The 16,920-nt window shown below is 61.3% G+C and carries 14 protein-coding genes; 7 read left to right on the top strand and 7 right to left on the bottom strand.

The genetic code is table 11. From position 1 onward, the window contains the following. Window positions 1–328: 328 nt before the first annotated feature. The 3 genes from ACIA8C_RS04780 to ACIA8C_RS04770 all read right to left on the bottom strand — a co-directional run bounded on the left by ACIA8C_RS04780 (window position 329) and on the right by ACIA8C_RS04770 (window position 1,516). Entirely contained in the window at window positions 329–775 is a 447-nt protein-coding gene (locus tag ACIA8C_RS04780) for a transposase (RefSeq protein WP_397131810.1), read from the bottom strand. A 31-nt stretch (window positions 776–806) separates the two neighbouring features. Next, window positions 807–959, bottom strand: coding sequence for a hypothetical protein (locus ACIA8C_RS04775; RefSeq protein WP_397130893.1), 153 nt, complete (start codon window positions 957–959; stop codon window positions 807–809). A 194-nt stretch (window positions 960–1,153) separates the two neighbouring features. Further along, window positions 1,154–1,516, bottom strand: coding sequence for a transposase (locus tag ACIA8C_RS04770; RefSeq protein ID WP_397130892.1), 363 nt, complete (start codon window positions 1,514–1,516; stop codon window positions 1,154–1,156). Between the two features lie 303 nt (window positions 1,517–1,819). On the opposite strand from ACIA8C_RS04770, the gene ACIA8C_RS04765 reads away from it, so the two are divergent. Genes ACIA8C_RS04765 through ACIA8C_RS04755 form a run of 3 tightly spaced genes read left to right on the top strand, consistent with a single transcriptional unit; the run spans window position 1,820 to window position 11,314 of the window. Further along, on the top strand, window positions 1,820–4,669 hold the full coding sequence (locus tag ACIA8C_RS04765; protein WP_397130891.1) for a hypothetical protein: 2,850 nt from the start codon (window positions 1,820–1,822) through the stop codon (window positions 4,667–4,669). Next, window positions 4,669–5,754 carry a hypothetical protein gene (locus ACIA8C_RS04760; protein WP_397130890.1) on the top strand — a complete coding sequence of 362 codons (1,086 nt, stop codon included), beginning with the start codon at window positions 4,669–4,671 and terminating at the stop codon, window positions 5,752–5,754. Before ACIA8C_RS04765 ends, ACIA8C_RS04760 begins: the two co-directional genes overlap by 1 nt. Continuing rightward, the gene (locus ACIA8C_RS04755) at window positions 5,744–11,314 is read left to right on the top strand and encodes a DEAD/DEAH box helicase (RefSeq protein ID WP_397130889.1); all 5,571 of its coding nucleotides are present in this window, start codon (window positions 5,744–5,746) and stop codon (window positions 11,312–11,314) included. Before ACIA8C_RS04760 ends, ACIA8C_RS04755 begins: the two co-directional genes overlap by 11 nt. 1,297 nt (window positions 11,315–12,611) lie before the next feature. Here the strand turns inward: ACIA8C_RS04755 and ACIA8C_RS04750 are convergent. Continuing rightward, on the bottom strand, window positions 12,612–13,034 hold the full coding sequence (locus tag ACIA8C_RS04750; protein WP_397130888.1) for a DUF6223 family protein: 423 nt from the start codon (window positions 13,032–13,034) through the stop codon (window positions 12,612–12,614). A 218-nt stretch (window positions 13,035–13,252) separates the two neighbouring features. On the opposite strand from ACIA8C_RS04750, the gene ACIA8C_RS04745 reads away from it, so the two are divergent. Both ACIA8C_RS04745 and ACIA8C_RS04740 read left to right on the top strand, forming a co-directional pair. After that, window positions 13,253–13,585 carry a hypothetical protein gene (locus ACIA8C_RS04745; RefSeq protein WP_397130887.1) on the top strand — a complete coding sequence of 111 codons (333 nt, stop codon included), beginning with the start codon at window positions 13,253–13,255 and terminating at the stop codon, window positions 13,583–13,585. Between the two features lie 18 nt (window positions 13,586–13,603). Continuing rightward, window positions 13,604–14,522, top strand: a protein-coding gene (locus tag ACIA8C_RS04740; protein ID WP_397130886.1) for an IS5 family transposase whose coding sequence is annotated in 2 segments (ribosomal slippage) — window positions 13,604–13,992 and window positions 13,991–14,522 — 921 coding nt in all. Because the reading frame shifts where the segments join, the coding sequence is not laid out codon by codon here. On the opposite strand, the gene ACIA8C_RS04735 is transcribed toward ACIA8C_RS04740, so the two are convergent. After that, window positions 14,519–14,794 (bottom strand): hypothetical protein, encoded by a 276-nt coding sequence (locus ACIA8C_RS04735; protein WP_397131839.1) that lies wholly within the window; start codon window positions 14,792–14,794, stop codon window positions 14,519–14,521. The genes ACIA8C_RS04740 and ACIA8C_RS04735 overlap by 4 nt on opposite strands. A 232-nt stretch (window positions 14,795–15,026) precedes the next feature. Between ACIA8C_RS04735 and ACIA8C_RS04730 the strand changes: the two genes are divergently transcribed. Beyond that, window positions 15,027–15,347: a sensor histidine kinase gene (locus ACIA8C_RS04730; RefSeq protein WP_397130885.1), complete on the top strand. Its 321-nt coding sequence runs from the start codon at window positions 15,027–15,029 to the stop codon at window positions 15,345–15,347. Beyond that, the gene (locus ACIA8C_RS04725) at window positions 15,344–15,787 is read left to right on the top strand and encodes a response regulator transcription factor (protein ID WP_397130884.1); all 444 of its coding nucleotides are present in this window, start codon (window positions 15,344–15,346) and stop codon (window positions 15,785–15,787) included. The genes ACIA8C_RS04730 and ACIA8C_RS04725 overlap by 4 nt, the downstream gene beginning before the upstream one ends. Window positions 15,788–16,115: 328 nt before the next feature. Here ACIA8C_RS04725 and ACIA8C_RS04720 read toward each other — a convergent pair whose 3' ends face one another. Together ACIA8C_RS04720 and ACIA8C_RS04715 are read right to left on the bottom strand one after the other, a co-directional pair. After that, a complete protein-coding gene (locus tag ACIA8C_RS04720) occupies window positions 16,116–16,382 on the bottom strand; it encodes a hypothetical protein (RefSeq protein ID WP_397130883.1) in 267 nt (88 codons plus the stop codon). A gap of 192 nt (window positions 16,383–16,574) precedes the next feature. After that, window positions 16,575–16,799 (bottom strand): hypothetical protein, encoded by a 225-nt coding sequence (locus ACIA8C_RS04715; RefSeq protein ID WP_397130882.1) that lies wholly within the window; start codon window positions 16,797–16,799, stop codon window positions 16,575–16,577. Window positions 16,800–16,920: the final 121 nt, after the last annotated feature.

Raw genomic sequence — 16,920 nt, 5'->3', positions numbered from 1 at the left:
CGTCAGTTGAAGTGCCCGGGGCCGGTTCGGTGTTTGTAAGTGCAACTCTTCACTCCCCACCGCTAGCTTCCGCTAACACTATGACGATTCAGCCCGTCCCAAGATAGTGGCCTTTGGTCGCCTGCGGTCCGCTGCTGCAAGGCCAGGGCGGCAGTGGGGTCGGTGATCGCGGGCCAGAGGTAGCAAACATGGCGACGTAGCCGGGATCGGTTACGGTACGCGTTCACTCGCGCCTCACGAACCACAGAAAACAAACTCGCCGGTCTCAATGGGGCATTAGGGCCCTCGTCAGTTGCCCGACAGGAACTACTTGATGCTCCTATCCCTGTCAAGCGGTGGTGAGCCACTGTCGGTAGGTGTTGGCGAGGTCGTCGTTGCGTTGGATTCCTCGTTCGATGCGGGAGATGGTGGTGGGCCAGAGGTCGAAGTGGTTGGCGGCGGCGGTGATGTTTTTGGCTTGCCGTGCCGGTCGCAGGTCGCGGTAGTCGGGGATGGGGACTTCTCGGGTGAGGAGTTTGAAGACCTCGCGGGCGATAGCGCGTTTGAGCAGCCGCAGGATGTCGAGTTTGCTGCTTCGGGGTCCGTTGGCGGTTTGGCGGGTCACGTAGTCGCGGGTGGGATGGTGGTTGGACATGCGTACCAGCGCGATTCGGTGCAGTGCGTTGTTGCCGGCCCGGTCTCCTCCGCGGGAAAGCCGGTGGCAGCGGGTCTTCCCGGACGACGCCGGGACCGGCGCGGTCGCGCACAACGCGACGAACGCTGCGTCGCTGTGCAGGCGGTATGGGGGTTGGTGCCAGCGGTGACGATCAGCTGCGCGGCGGTGTCGGGCCCGACACCGTAGGCCGCGCGCAACGCGGGATTGATGGCGGTGCGGCCCGGTCGATGTGGGCGGTCAGTGCGGCGTCCTGGTTCTGCAGGAACTCGACCCGCTCGGCCAACGCCTTCGCCGCGATCAGCACCGCTGCGGCGATGGGGTCGGCGACGGCAGCGGGCCACCGCGGTGATCAGCGCCGATATTGTTGTTCTGCGGTATTTTTCGCGGATCGTATCGGGGGCGCTGACCAGCAGACCCTTGATCTGGTTGATCGCGGCGGTGCGGGCCTTGGCCGCGGAGCGGCGGGTGGTGAGCAGAGCCCGCAGGGCGGTGGTCTGTTCAGCCTTCGGTATCCAGGTCGCGACCGGCCAGGGCGATCCGCGCGGCGGTGTAGGCGGCGAGGGGATCCCATTTGCCGTGACGGCGCCGGTCACTGCGGTCGGGCCGGATCACCTCGCGGACCTCGATCCCGGCCGCGGTCAGTGCCCGCGTGATCCCGGCGCCATAGCTCGATGTTCCTTCCACCCCCGCCAGTAGCACCATGCCGTGGCCGGTCAGGAATGCGACAGCAGCCTTGTAACCGGCTGGTGTTGTGGGGAACTCGCGGTCATCGACCTCCCGGCCGGTCGTGGTGATCACTGCGGCATGGATCGTGTCGGCGCGGGTGTCCACGCCCGCAACGACCTCGCGGGGTTCTGTCATGCTGAGAAAGGGCTCCTTCGTCGTGCGGCGGGGAGCTCACGCCGAAGGAGGGGCGGGCAGACAAGACATTGAAGAGGGAACTGCCTGGCTCCTGATTAAGTCATGTCCGCCTCCTCCTCCGTGCGAGACTTGCGGCTCCCGCCACTGGCCGGACAGATCAACTGGAAGACAACCCAGCAGAGTGTCAGTCGGACCCAGAGTCACGACCAGCGCGGGAACACGCCTTACATAATCAATGTCGGACCCTTGCGCCACACTGAGGGCCACAGCAAGATTGAGACCGCACAGGGAGGATCTGCAGCCGTGATCGACGTTGCGCCCCAGACCGCTGTCGAATGGCTTGAGTACCTTCATGAGTCGCTCGATCTGCACTTTTCGGAGTTGAGCACGGCACGCCAGGAATCGGGGACAAGATCGCCAGTGTTCGCGCTTGAGCACAACCTTCCTCCCGATGACCTCAACCTCCTGATGTCTGCCGTCCGCGTCGCGGTTAAGGAGGGGCTGGATTGCCGCGAATGGCAATGGTGGCTGCCATTCGTCGTGTACGCCGCCGAGTCTGGGTATGACTACGCCGGGGCCGAGTTCTGGGGGAGCTTCGAGCAGTCGACACCCGGCTGGCACAGCGATCATCGTCGGTGGATCAAAGCCTGGTTCCAGACGTTCGCCGGTAACTATGGTGGTGCAGTTCCGACAGGAGCATTTGCATCCAACTTCACGATCATCGCATGGCCAATCACGCACGCGGTTTTGCCGACGTACCTACAGCGCCAACTAGCTCAATTGCTGTACGAGTTCAGCGCGGAGCTGACGACGGAGCTACTTAATGACCCGGCAACCCTGGGCACCCTGCTTGCCCACCGTGCTTCGACATACACCGAGCGGTTCCGGATCTTCTGCGAGAATACGAGGCTGGTCGGTCAGGTCGCTGCCGCGCTCCTATCGGGTGACGATGAGCCGACACCGTCCCTCACCGCCGCCGCTCTGCATCGGATCGTAAGAAGTCTCTCCGCGGAACAACAGGCACGCCACTGGCTCATGTCCGCTCGGCGGTCAGCCAGCCAACTCCGTGGCTCCCATTCACAGACGGAAGTAACTGACAGTGCGCCTGAACTCAGACGGAAGTCGCGCCAGACATATCCGCGCCTGTTCCTAAGGGGTGAGGCTAGGTGGACCGCCCATGCGGAACTGCCTGACCTTTCTTCGCTTAGGGCCGATTTCCCCGGCACATACGAGCAACTGCGGACTTCACGTGCCACTGTGGACGGAGGCGTCCGGCCTGTGCCCCCGAGCGCCCTCCTCTACCCAGGTCAGGAGATGCAATTGGCCACATGGCCAAATCCAGAACAGCCATTTTTCCAACTTCTGTATGGAGATGAAGCAACCAACAAAGTTCTCGCTGACCACTGCAGCGGCATCACACGGGGTCCATGGTGGCTGTTCTACCGTCAGAGCGCTGGCATTGCGGTAGAAATCAAAGGGAAGTTCGTTCGTCCTGGACGCAGCTACCTCCTTGTCGGCGCGAAGATAACGACGCCACCGATGCCAGTCCCGTGGTGTGTGGAAGTCGAAGTGGACGTACACGACGCCCGCGCCTATGAGCTGTCCGTGCCCGAACAAGTCAATGAGAGCGAGGCGAAAGCGCTTCGCGGCATTGGGTTAGAGATCATCTCCCATATTGCCATCAGTCCTGTTGGCGTCGTCGCACGTGCCAGAGACGATGAGGCCGAGGCTGACTGGCTCGCTGGAGAGCCTGTCACCCTTAGAATCTGGTCGGATCTACTCCCCCAGCGTTGCCAGTTGTTTGTCGACGCCACGGCAAAGTTCCTGGATTGGGCACCGGGCGACGCGGAGTTGCTGTTCACCGTCGAGGACCTTGCCGTCGGCACGCATGAGATCCGAGTGACCCTGCTCGGTGCCAACGACAGAAGACTTGGCATGAGTTCAATCGCCATTCGGATCCGTGACCCTCTAGTTCGCCCCGAATGCGGGACCACTGGTGAGGGGATCCGTATGCTGTGTGCGCCAGCGCGCCCGACCTTGAACGAATTATGGGACGGGCGTTCGATTTTGACCATCGACGGCCCTCCTGGGGCTGATGCGGAACTTAGAGTGGCTCTTCGAGATGACCTTGGCAACGATCTCGCACAACTCCAGCGGTCCGTTCGCTTGCCTGTTGATGAGAGTTGTTGGAAGGCGATCTCGAAATCTATCCGAACGAACCACCGTTACCGGAATGCATACGACCAGTCCGAATCTTGTGTGGTCACGATTTCACGTGATGGTGTCGGCTTCGCGGCGCTCACCTGTGAACGAGGATTCCAGCCGCTGCGTTGGCACTTCGCCCGCTCGAACGATGGCAAAGTTGTTGCAACCCTCGTCGACCGCACGGACGGCGGTGACACCTACGTCGACTTCTTCGATGTCGAGGAACCAACGGCGGCCGTGCGCAAGGATGCGGGTGTTCCGCTCGATGTGCCACCACGTGGCGGGCTTGCGGTCGCCCGTGCAGGCCCCGCAACAGCCGCAACCATTCTTCCGACCGACCCCAACGCCGTGCGGCAGTTGGCTCCTGCGCGCCCCGTAGTCTCCCCACAAGCACGGCGGTCAGAGGAGCTCCTTCGACTCGCCCAGGCTCACAACCAATGGGGCACGGCCGCACTTCCTGCCGATCCCTTTGCTGTCCATCCGCAGCGACTTGCGTGTCAGGCTATTGCTCGGGCAATTGGTGCCATGGTCGGAGGCCGCCACTGGGCAAAGATCGAGCACCGCCTTGCGGTGGCTGCAGATCCGGTGGATCTCCTCGGTGCGATGCAGGACGCGGTGGGCACAAACAGCACCCACAAAGCGATCGCCTCAAATATCGCCTTCAGCCTGTACAAGTGGTCGACCCCCGAAGCCCTGTTACGCGGCTTCGGCGCCATCGCTGCGCCTCACCTGGCAAGATCCGGTATCCCAGTAAACCGATCGACTTTGCGGTTCATCCTGATGCTCGCCGACCAGCCGGGCTCCATCACTGGCGAGTGGGAAGCATCGCAGGCCGCACCTCTCATCGACCGCATATTGCACTCGCCGGTCCTTTATCGGGCAGCGCGCTTTGCAGTACTGGGCACGAGGGCACTCAACGACGCCGATGGCTTATGGCGGGTGGTTTGATGAAGATCACCAAGTTGTCGGCGAGCGCAGCGGCTGACCTCGCGGTCGAAACGTTGCACTTGGATAAGGCCACCGTTGAACTTGTGTCTACTGAGGGATTGTCAGCCTCACTGCGCCGGGCGGCGTCGTTCATGTGTCCTACCGACCCACGTGCACTGATCGACGCTGTCTACAGCGCAATTCATCCGCTCTGTGTAGGAAAGCTAAGCCGCGAAGACGTCTCCGCTGTACTCGAATTGCTCGTTACATCTGGGGACCTTCTTGAGCTCCGACAGGGGACCGACCGGCCAACACGCCTGCTTTATCTGGCACCTCCGTCCAATATCGAACGGATGCCTGGCACCTATCTCGTCTTAGGGATTAGGCCATTCGGCGCAGCGCTACTTGAAACCGATACCGAGATGAACATCGAGTATCAAGGGCACACCCGCACTTTGAGACTCGACCCAGCAGAGGCTCCCCGGACGCTTCAGGCGCTCGGCCTTCAACAAATTCCGCGGGAACAGTGGGTAGCGAGCCCCGCGGCGGCAACGCAAGTTGCCTTTGTCGACCGTTACCGCTCTCGTCTCAATGTAGCCAACAAAGCTGGACAACTCGATGGTCTCAAACTGCTGGGTCCGGGGAGTGTGCGCTATTACCGCGGTCGATGGCGGTCGCCTACAACCACTGACACGGGTGATTTCGTCGTTCGGCGGCCGCAGGCCTACGGTGCCGACCTCTGGTGTTTGGCCCGCTTCGAGGCAGGCATACCCCAACGGCTTGTCGAGTTGCCGATCGCTGATCCCGTCGTCCCCGGACGAGACGAAGCCTGGCGCTACCAGGCGGCCGTCGACGCGCTGCACGGCGTTCCCCAGCAATTCGGTATTCGTACAGGCCAGGATCTTGACGCCGACACAAGATTCGACTTCTACTCGCCGCTGCCCAGCTTCGCTGAACGATATTTACAACTCGTCGGTCTTTCTCTCGGCCGGACCACCCAGGCGCTGTTCTCGTTTCACGTGCCGACCAAAGCAGTCGACAGCGCGGCTGCGTTTCTGAAAGACATGCTCTGGATGACACAAATGGAGGTACACGATGACGTCTGACGCGCCCACGATCTCGGAGACGATCTCCAAGATACAGATTGCGTTACGCGACTATATCGAGGCGACGTACCACGTCGGTCACCCAACGATCATCGAGCAGCGTAGGCAGCTGCTTGAGGCCGAAGGCGTGCTGTTCAGAGCACCATTTATCGAGAGCACGCCAAGGTATCAGACAGACCGTAAGTTCGAGGACCTCGACCTCGACGGAGCCATCCACCAGCTATTCGATGAGCTGACGAAGAGGCGCGGTGACTTCGATCGTGTTCTCTACAACCCGCCGTACACCCACCAGGCGGAAGCGCTGGAGTGGGCGTCGCGCGACGGGGCGAGCCTCGCGATCACTACCGGCACCGGTTCCGGCAAGACCGAGTCATTTCTGTTACCGATGGTGGCCAAACTCGCGACCGAGGCCGCGAGCAATCCGTCATCTTTCAAAGCGCCAGCAGTCCGTGCGCTGATCCTCTATCCGATGAACGCGCTCGTGAACGATCAACTCGGGCGTCTGCGGCTGCTGCTCGGCGACCCCCGCGTGACTACACAGTTCCAGGCATGGGCAGGAAGGCCGGCACGCTTTGCCCGCTACACCAGCCGCAGTCTGTACCCCGGCGTCCGCACCACAAAAAAGGATCAGCAGCGGCTCCGCGCCATCGAGGACTTCTACGTGCGTCTCATTGACGAGGCTGCTGATGTCAGGTCACCGTGGCACAAACAAGCCAAGGCGTTAAAAGGAAGCCTTGAGGCCCGAGGAAAGTGGCCCGCAAAGCGTGACCTGAAAGCATGGTACGGACCGAAAGGCTCGCGCTGGCAGGACGAGAACGGTGCCTTCATTCGCGCAGTCACGCTGCCGGACGATCCCGAACTGCTGACCCGCCATGAAGTACTTGCTGCGCCTCCGGACGTACTCATCACGAACTACTCGATGTTGGAGTACATGCTGATGCGGCCGCTGGAGCGACCAGTGTTTGATGCCACTCGCCAGTGGCTGGTCGACAAACCCGACGAGAAATTCCTTCTGATCGTGGATGAAGCGCACCTCTACCGAGGGGCCGCGGGAGCCGAAGTTGCGCTCCTGCTCCGGCGTCTCCGATCTCGACTTGGGATTCCAGCTGAGCGCCTCCAAGTAATCTGCACCAGTGCCAGTTTCTCCAGCGCCGAGTATGCACGAAACTTTTCTGCCCAGCTCACTGGCAAAAAGCCGAGCGACTTCCGAACTGTCACCAGCCAGTGGGCCCTTCGGGAGGGCGCCATTGAAGGAACTGAAACGGACGCCACAATACTTGCCGCCGTGCAGCTTAACAGCTTCTACGCCGGAGAAAACGATGCGGCCCGAGCCGAGGCCATTACAAACTTTCTGAGTTATCGCCGAGTTCACGATAAAAATCGAAGCATCGGAGTGCTGCTCGACGAGGCGCTTGTCACTTACGGTCCTATGAGTCTGCTTGTCAACGAACTCATGCAGAATGCGCAGGCAGTTGGCGATCTCGGTCAAACGATCTTCCCGGGCGTCGAGCCTTCGCTGGCTCATCGGGCGGTGACGGCATTAGTAACGTTAGGCAGTGCGGCACGGCGCACCCCAGACGAGGCTGGCCTTTTGCCATGTCGGATCCACGCCTTCTTCCGGGGCCTTCCAGGGCTCTGGGCGTGTATCGACCCTGAATGCGACGCGGTCGATCGCACCGCGCTGCCGCCGGGACCGAGCCCGATCGGAAAACTCTACGCACAACCGCAAGCGACTTGCGATTGCGGAGCCCGGGTGTTCGAATTCTTTACTTGCCGCCACTGTGGTTCCGCCTACGCTCGGACATATACCGATAACTTGGCCGAACCCTCGTTCCTCTGGAATGAGCAAGGCAGTTTCTTTCACACAAGTTCAGGCTCGATCCCTGAGCTATTCCCGCTAGATCTGCTTCTTGAAGAACCGGCTGCCGGTCCTGTGAAGGTCTGCGAAATCGACCTCGTAACGGGCTGTCTTCGTCCAGATAAGCCTCCTACGCGCCAGCGAACCGTATTCATTACGCCGCTGCGACGTGGCGAGAACGTGACCAGCGAGGATGGTGATGACCGGGGCCATGCAGACGGGGAGTTCAAGCCATGCGGTGTCTGCGGTCAACTCGCTGGATTCGGTCGGTCGTCAGTACAGGATCACCAAACAAAGGGCGATCAACCATTCCAGGCTCTAGTAGCCCGACAACTTGAGGTTCAGCCGCCAAGTGCCCAATACACAGATTTCGCGCCCCTGCGCGGTCGTAAGGTACTGGCGTTCTCAGACTCACGCCAAGTCGCAGCTCGGCTGGCACCCAACCTGCAGGCTTACTCGATGCGCGATGTCATTCGGCCGCTTATCCTTCGTGGCTGGACGGACCTCGCCGCTCAGCCTGGCATATTTCCGCAGCTAAGCCTGGAGCGTCTCTATCTGGCAGTGTTGGTAGGCGCCAAGGTGTTACGGGTTCGTTTGAGGCCCGAGTTGCGGCAGACCGAATCACTTCACGTCCTCCGAGATGTCGAGAAGGCAATCGAGAATGGGGCGCTTACAGGCAACACCAATGCGACGGTGGAACTCCTCATGCTGACGGCTACGCCGCCTCAATCCCTGCTCCGTACCATGCACCTCGCACTCACGGACAAGCATTACGGTCTGAATGCGCTTGGCCTTGCATCACTATGCGAGAAGGCAAGCATGACTGAAGCATTGCTGGCTGAATTGCCGAGTATTGATGGAGTCGCAACCACTGACGAGGAAAAACTTGCGCTAATACGCATATGGTTGGGGCAGTGGGCAACCCCCGCGCTCGGTATCTGGTTCCCATCGATGACCGAGGAATGGTGGCGCCAAAAAGACGGGGTAAAACCGCATGCCGGAACCTTCCAAGCAATCGAACGATGGATGGGCAAACCAAATGGTATGAAGAACTTCAAGACTACGTGGCTTCCGACGCTTCAGACCAACTTCTGTGAACGGACGGGTCAGAAATTCCGGCTGCTGGCCGGAAATGTCGCTCTGGAGGTGGGTGGACTATGGGGCTACTGCGAGCGATGCCGGTTTACCCAGCGGCCGTTCCCCGGGTCCGACAAGTGCATCAGCTGCGGTGCCGGCAAGGTCCGGACGCTTGACCCCGAGACCGACGAGGTCTTCCAAGCACGCAAGGGCTACTACCGTGCTAGTACCTCACGTGCCTTGCAGACTTCACCTGAATCACCCATGAGCATTGTTTCGGCCGAGCACACGGCGCAGCTAGGCGCGTCACAGTCCGATGCGGCCTTCTCGCGCGCTGAAGAGTACGAGTTGCTGTTCCAGGACGTGAACGTCGGCCTGCCGCGGCCTGGCGAGCCAGAGCGTGCCGCCATCGACGTGCTCTCCTGCACTACCACGATGGAGGTGGGTATCGATATTGGGAGCCTGTCAGGGGTCGCGCTTCGTAACTTGCCGCCATCCCGTGCCAACTACCAGCAGCGAGCTGGTCGCGCTGGACGCCGCGGAAACTCAGTCGCCACGGTCATCGCATTCGGGAGCGCGGATACACACGACGATCATTACTTCCGCAACCCCGAACACATGATCCGTGGTGACGTCGATGACCCGACGCTGACACTTGACAATGTTTCGATTGTGCGCAGGCATGTGAACGCGTATCTGCTGCAGCGCTACAACCAGGACCGGCTGCCTAGCATCGATCCCGAGGACCAGCCCCAACTCTTCGAGGTACTTGGGACTGTACGTGGGTTCCTTGAAACGACTTCGCCACTCAACAGAGCCGACTTCGAGGACTGGCTGAAACAAAGCAGGGCAGCGCTGAGGAATGACATCAGCAAGTGGCTGCCGACTGAGCTCGCACAAGCCGATCGCGCGGATATCCTTGACGGGTTGGTAGCCGAAACCATGCGGGAAATTGACACCGCTCTTGATATCAAGCCTGACGGCACTCGGCCTGAGCCACACCAGTATGCGACTCACGAGGGCGAGGTGGTCGAGGACGAAGGGCCTGCTGAGGACGGCTCAGAGCTGCCGAGCGAGCGGCGTAGCCAGACGAACCTACTCGACCGGTTGCTCTACAAAGGCGTGCTGCCGCGGTATGCCTTCCCGACGGATGTGGTCTCGTTCCATGTATTCGACCGCGACAATTCTGAGCCGTTCCACACCGAGTTCCGTTACGAACCAAGCCAGGGGCTGCCGATCGCGCTGAGCCAATACGCTCCGGGCAAATCTGTGTGGATCGACAACAAGGAATGGACATCTGGCGCCATCTACGCACCAGTCCACATGGAGCGCTTTCAAGCGTGGCAGGACCGGCGGCTCTACCTAGAGTGCCAGGTCTGCCACCACGCCAAGCACTACCCATACGAGCAGGCAAGACGTGGTGAAGTGCGAGACTGCCCCGCCTGTGGCGCCGTCGGAAAATTCGGTAAGGCGATGACCTGGATGCGGCCGCCTGGTTTCGCCCACCGCGTGAACGACAATCCCGGCACGAGCCCAGACGACGTGCCCGCGAACAGTTACGCAACGCGAGCGAAGCTTGTCGCGGAAGGTCCAGAAGAGGACAGTGCGTGGATCCACACAACCCACCATCTGGAGCAGACGTATCAACGCAGCAGACTGCTTGTCACGAACACCGGTCCCCGTGGCGAGGGATACACCTATTGCACCCGCTGCGGGTTGATCGAGCCGTCCGCGGCTGCAACTGGATCTGTTGTCGGCATCCACCGCAAGCCCTACCCCGACGAGCGAGAACCGAGCTGTTCGGGCTCTGCCTCGTCTAACGCTGTGGTGCTCGGCACCGACTTCATCTCGGACGTGCTGCTGGTGCGGCTCAATGTCGATCAGCCGATAACTTTGCGACCGGAGTTACTGTCCACCCAGGTGGCGCTCCGAACGATCGCCGAGGCCCTCACTATCTCGGCGGCGACCGAGTTGGACATCGACGCAACCGAACTTCAAGCTGAACATCGCCCCGCCCTGACTCAGGCCGGAAATAGCGGCTTAGAGGCGGAGATCTACATATACGACACGTTGGCAGGCGGGGCAGGCTTCACCCGCGGGGTCCACGAATACGGCCGAGCGATCTTCGTGAAGGCGCTCGAACGATTGGAAGCTTGTCCGGCGAATTGTGACGCGTCCTGCTATCGGTGCTTGCGTAGCTTCCGCAACCGTTTCGAACATGGCCTGCTCGATCGGAAGGTGGGCGCGGCGCTACTCAGGTACGTCCTGAATGGCACCGCTCCGGCACTCGACAACGTGAGAATCAGCCAGGCGACCGACAAACTGCTGGCTGACCTGCGGAGCCGCGACCTCGACGGAATAGAACTTGCTACAAACGAGCCTGTTGTCATCGACGGACTAGGAAAGATCACTGCCCCGATCCTGGCTCGAGGGACGGGTGTGAATCGAATCTTCTACATACAGAGGCCGCTGACCGTTGATACCCCGCCTACTGCGGAGCTGGCCGAGGCCCAACGATTGGGCAGCGTCCCGATCTATCCGATCGACGACATGGTCATCATGCACAACCTGCCGGTTGCCAGCCAGCAGGTAATGCGGTGGCTAGGGCTGAGATTGTACACGTAGGCGGTCGCGCCGCCCGGTGTCGGCGATGAGTTTGCAACCCGCTCATCCGCCGTTCAAACGGATCTGAGTTTGCGGACTTATCTGGTGCTCCGTGGCTGTCCGGCGTTGGAGCGTACCGGGGACCGTGATGAGGGCGACCACGAGCCGCTCGGCGATTCTGGCGAGCGACTCACCGTCGCGGATAAGGATGGCGTCCTTGCTGAGTCGATATTCGGTGGTGAGCGGGATCGTTGACGAACCGCCCTCGCGATGATCGCGGCTGGTTGCTGATCGGTAAGGCGACGCCTGAGCTTCCGCCGTTTCGACTTATCCAAAGAGAGCTCACGTTTGACCTGTTCAGAGACATTTTCGCGGATCTGCTCGGACCTGAAAGTTAGGGCGTTCTGGTTCGAGTAAGCCCGCATAACACCGCCGACGGAATGGTTCGCGACCATGGGTGGGTGGATTCGACCTATCCCAAAAATCCAAGCTTTCTCGGCGAGTCCGCGTGATCCTCCATGCACAGGTATGCAGTGCGTTATCGCATCGACGCAGGTCGGCAGCTACGTGTGGTCGCCCATGATCAACCGTGAATAACAAAACACCCCGAACTAACCACTAGTAGTTGCGAGTTCGAACCTGGCCAGCGGTTCGAGCCGACACGCGGATCCTGTCGCCGTTCACAACGCAAAATCGGCTTCATCACCAACCGACCAGCAAGAAGATCCTGGCCGGTACTGTTTCCATCTATATTGCGCCCCGCCGGGGGCGCCACAGGCTGCGGCTCGCTGAAATAGCGGGTCGCAGCTTTGCGCTTAAAGTTTCCGCACGGCTACGGATCTAAACGCCGAATTTTGAGTGTGCGTGTGTGCTGGTCAGGTCAGCTGTGGCGTCCCGGGAACCGCTCTACGCGTCGTAGGAGCGTCGTGTCAGGCCAACAAGTCCACCGGCACGATCAATACCTACCGGCGCGGGATCGGCTTGGTCAGTGAGACCGAGGTGGTCGGCAACTCCTTGCGCACCAAGAGCTTGCGGAAGTTGCCGATGTTTCAACGCCTACATCGAAGACGCCCTGACTCGCCCCAATTAGCGCACAGACCGCCCGATCACCCCGGAGTTCGCAAACCGGCAGTACCGCAGTCTTCAGCAGTTCTGCAAATACCTTGCGCGCGAGGAGATCTTGGACGTGGACCCGTTTCTGAAGATGATCCCGCCGACCGTGCCGGACAAGCCAACGCCGGTGCCGGCGGTCGATGCCTTACGCAAGTTACGGCCGACTGTGGGGGAACTAGCTTCGAAGACTGACGCGACACCGCGATCATCCGTTTGTTCGCCGACACGGGCGTGCGCCACGGCGAGATCGGTTGAGTGGTACCACGCCGACGACCAGTCCGAACAGCATGGCGGCCCAGGCACCGACTATTCCGTTGCCGGTGCCGGGGCCGCCCTCGGCGGTGGCCGCGAACCAGCTTCCCAGAGCCAGGCTCATCAGCCCTGCGACCAGAGCCGACGCTGCCTGTTTCCGGACGTTGCCGGCGCCGCGGCCAACCCGATTCAACGCGCGGCTGCCGACCGCAACGCCGATCAGTCCAAACAACGCGGTCACGGAGGGTCCGACTCGACCGGAGGTCAGCCCGGCGGTGGCAGCGCTGAGCTGGACTTCGGCTGCGACCGGTGCGGCAACCGCGACACCAGCGAGCAGGACCGCTGCAGTGACGGCAGGGAGATAGCGGACAGACATCGGATGCTCCTTGAAGCTTTGGCGAAGCGGCGTCACTACATCATGTCCGCCGGATACTCACCGAACATCTTGCGGGCGTAGACAATTCGTGACGCTGCTGGCGCGGTAGCCGACTGCCGCAATTGCCGTATCCGCCGCGGAACTACCGCGTTCGTAGTAGACGATTGATCGTCTCTACACAAGATTTACTGCCACGCGATCGCGGCTAGGGTGCACCCATGAGCAGAGCGCGCGTCGGCATCGCAGAATGGGCGGTCGCCGCCGCGGTCACGGCCGTGCTGCTGGTCGCCGGGCTTAGTGCGCACCGTGAGCCGACCGCTGTCGGCGTACTCGGCTACGCGCTGTTGATCATCGCCGGGCTCACGCTCACCGCGGCCCGCCAGGCTCCTTTCGCCGTCCTGGCGATCTCCGGTTCGGCTGTGTTGGGTTATCAGGCCATCGGTTTCGAGGCCCCCGCGATCGGGTTCCTGGTCGCGGTCTACGCCATGTTCCGGGCCGGGCAACGACTAGGTCATGTCTCCCAATCGGGTTCTGTGGATAGTGTCCGGTAGATCGCGGGGTCGGGCATCATGTTTGCCGTGGCGACGATTGTTGGTGATCGGTATCGGGTTCTGACGGACAAGCAGTGGGAGTTGCTCGAGCTGTTGTTACCGAAGTCCGATGGGCAGGTCGGCCGCAACTTTGCAAACAATCGTCTGGTGGTGGAGGGGATGTTGTTTCGGTTGCGGACGGGAGTGCCGTGGCGGGATCTGCCAGCGGTGTTCGGTCCGTGGCAGACGGTATGGAAGCGGCATCGCCGGTATGCCGGTAATGGGACCTGGGATCGAGTGCTGGTCGCGTTGACCGCGCTGGCGGATGCGACCGGGAATCTGGATTGGGTTGTGTCGGTGGATTCTTCGATCATGCGGGTGCATCAACACGGTGCCAACGCATCTCGTGGTGACCGGGCCCCTGCTGGCCCGGACGGTGAGTTATGAGCCGGCTGATCATGCCATCGGCCGGTCTCGGGGCGGGTTGACCACGAAAGCTCATCTGGCCACCGACGGCAACGGTCGTGGTCTGGCGGTGCTGCTCAGCGGCGGACAAGCCCACGATTCACCGGTGATGGCGGCGGTGCTCGACGCGATAGCGGTGCCTCGGCTGACCGGTGGCCCGCCGCGACGCAATCCTGACCGGGTACTCGCTGACAAGGCATACTCCTCGGCGAGCAACCGGAGCTTGTTGCGTGGCAAAGGTATCGGCTCGGTCATTCCCGAGCGTGCTGATCAGATCGCCCACCGGAAACGGCGCGGACGCACCGGTGGGCGACCACCAGCGTTCGACTCGGCTGCCTACAAAGGCCGCAACGTCGTCGAACGTGCCTTCAACAAGGCCAAACACTGGCGTGGTGTCGCGACCCGGTACGACAAACTCGCCATGACTTACCGCGCGGGGTTCGTGATGGCGCTGGCAGTTGAATGGCTCAAGCTATTGGGAGACATAACCTAGTCGCGGTAGCGGGTTCGGTACTGCTGGTACTCACGCTGCCGTTCGCGATGCTGCTCGCTCATCCTGATTGGGCTGTGGGCCGGGCATTCACCGAGGCACGCGGCGCGCTGCAACTGGCGTGGCTGGTCGCTGCCGGTGCGGCCGGTGAGGCATTGCGCCAAGCCGAGCGGCGCGCCGAGGAAGCCGAACGCACCCGCGAGGAGACCGCCCGGCACCGCGCGGACGAGGAGCGGCTGCATATCGCGCGGGAACTGCACGACTCGCTCACCCACCAGATCTCGGTCATCAAAATCCAATCCGAGGCTGCGGTGCACGTCGCCCACAAACGAGGTGAACAAGTGCCCCCCGGCGCTGCTGGCGATCCGGGAGGCCGGCCGGGAAGCAGCCCGCGAACTACGCGCGACGTTGGAAGCTCTTCGCGAAGACGTGGACGTATCTCGGCCCGGTCCAGAGCAGGTTCCAGAGCTGGTAAAGCGGGCTCGTGCCACGGGTTTGGACACTACGTTGACCATCGCGGGAGAGAACCAGAACCTACCAGCCGCACTGGAGCGCACCATCTACCGAATCGTGCAGGAATCGCTGACCAACATCTCCCGGCACGCACACGCCGCGACGGCCTCGGTCCGTATCGACTACCGCCACGGCGCTGTGCTCGTGCGTGTCGATGACGACGGCGCGGCGCACCCGGACAGCGATCCGGTACACGGCGTCGGAATACTCGGGATGCGAGAACGAGTCACCGCCCTCGGCGGACGCCTGCACGCCGGACCCAAGCCAGCGGGCGGCTTCTCTGTCCACGCAGAACTGCCCGTGGAGCCGTCATGATCCGTATCCTGCTCGTCGATGACCAGCCATTGATTCGTAGCGGGTTCCGCGCTCTGCTCGACCTCGAAGACGATATCGAGGTGGTAACCGAGGCCGCCGACGGCAGCCAAGCCCTAACCCTGGCTCGCCGGTATCTGCCCGACATCGCGCTCATCGATAGACAGATGCCTGTCCTACTCATCAACCGATACGTCTCCCAGCCGCTCACCCCCATCGTGTCAGCGGCCCAGCTGAACGAACTGACCGTCCGTGAACGCGAGGCCGTCACCCTCGTAGCTCGGGGCATGACCAACGACGAGATCACCCGCAGCATGGTCATCAGTCCACTCACCGCGAAAACCCACATCAACCGCGCTATGACCAACCTCCACGCCCGCGATCGTGCCCAGCTCGTCGTCTTGGCCTACGAGTCAGGGCTGGTCGCTCCACGCAATCTCTGACGCGGACCATTCGATCCGCGCGGTATTCGGCTACTGAGAAGTGTTGGTGCATAACCGAATAGCACAACTCGTCCGGGACAAGACGTTTCGGCAATTCATCGACCACTAACCGAACATCATGCAGCACAGCCGATCCCGACACAATCCGAACGAATCATGGCCACGTGAGACACGGTCTTAGGTTTGGAGTATGGGTGGGCTCCCACCAAGGTTGTTGGGACAATCCTGGCGGGAGCCGTACCCGTCTGCTCAGTCAGGGTTGAGCGGGCCCGCACTCGCGAGATTCACATGGAGCGCCGAGAGACTGGCGCCCCGTATGATCGGTGATTCACAGACCCAAGCACTCGCGGCGGTAATCCGCGTTGGCGAGGTTCCCGATACCTGTGATCGGGTTGATACCGAATCGTGCGGCACACGCCATACCGTGCTGAAAATCGTTCCACTCCTGCTCGCCGACGCAGCCCTGCTTGGTCTCGATCGTGTAGCAGTCGTCGATCTGCTGCGCCGGAGCAGCGGACGCGGGGGCCGAAAGCGCGACGGCGACCGCCGACACACAGGGGATAAACATGGCAGCGATCAGTTTCTTGGTAGACATTTACAAACTCCTTATGTAATGAACGGCTGATTCAGACAAGGCGTCACCCCTGGAATTATGAGCAAGATTTTCGGCGAGACATGTTCTAAAGTTCATCCCCATGTATCGTCCATCTCCCCGTGATTGACGTCCCGAGAAAAAGCTATCAGTTTCTCAAAACCTTGGCAATATCGAATGTGAGCGAGATGCCTATTACTGCCCTACGTCGGGCTCCAATTTGTAGGTGCCGTAACCGTCTTCGACGCAGACCGCTTCCGAGCCGTACATTTGCCGGTAGCTGTCCTTGCCCGTCGACATGCACTCCTGGTACGTCATGCCGCCGCCTTGGGCGGCAGCGGTACCGCCGGTCCAGACAGCACCAGCCAGTGCGCCGGTGACCAGGGCACTGATCGCGAAGCCATACGCGGTGCGCTTCATCAGGTGAATCCTCTCCTCGGTTGCGGAAGGCATCACATGTGCCCCCTACCTGTGCTGGCGAGAACTCCCACTCGCCAACCTGAAGAGTACTGAAATCAAATCGACAAACCAGCCCGCACAA

The sequence above is a fragment of the Nocardia sp. NPDC051321 genome, assembly GCF_044455225.1.
GTDB lineage: Bacteria > Actinomycetota > Actinomycetes > Mycobacteriales > Mycobacteriaceae > Nocardia.
Note: the sequence above shows the minus strand (reverse complement) of the source record. Positions and strands in the feature narration are given on the sequence as shown.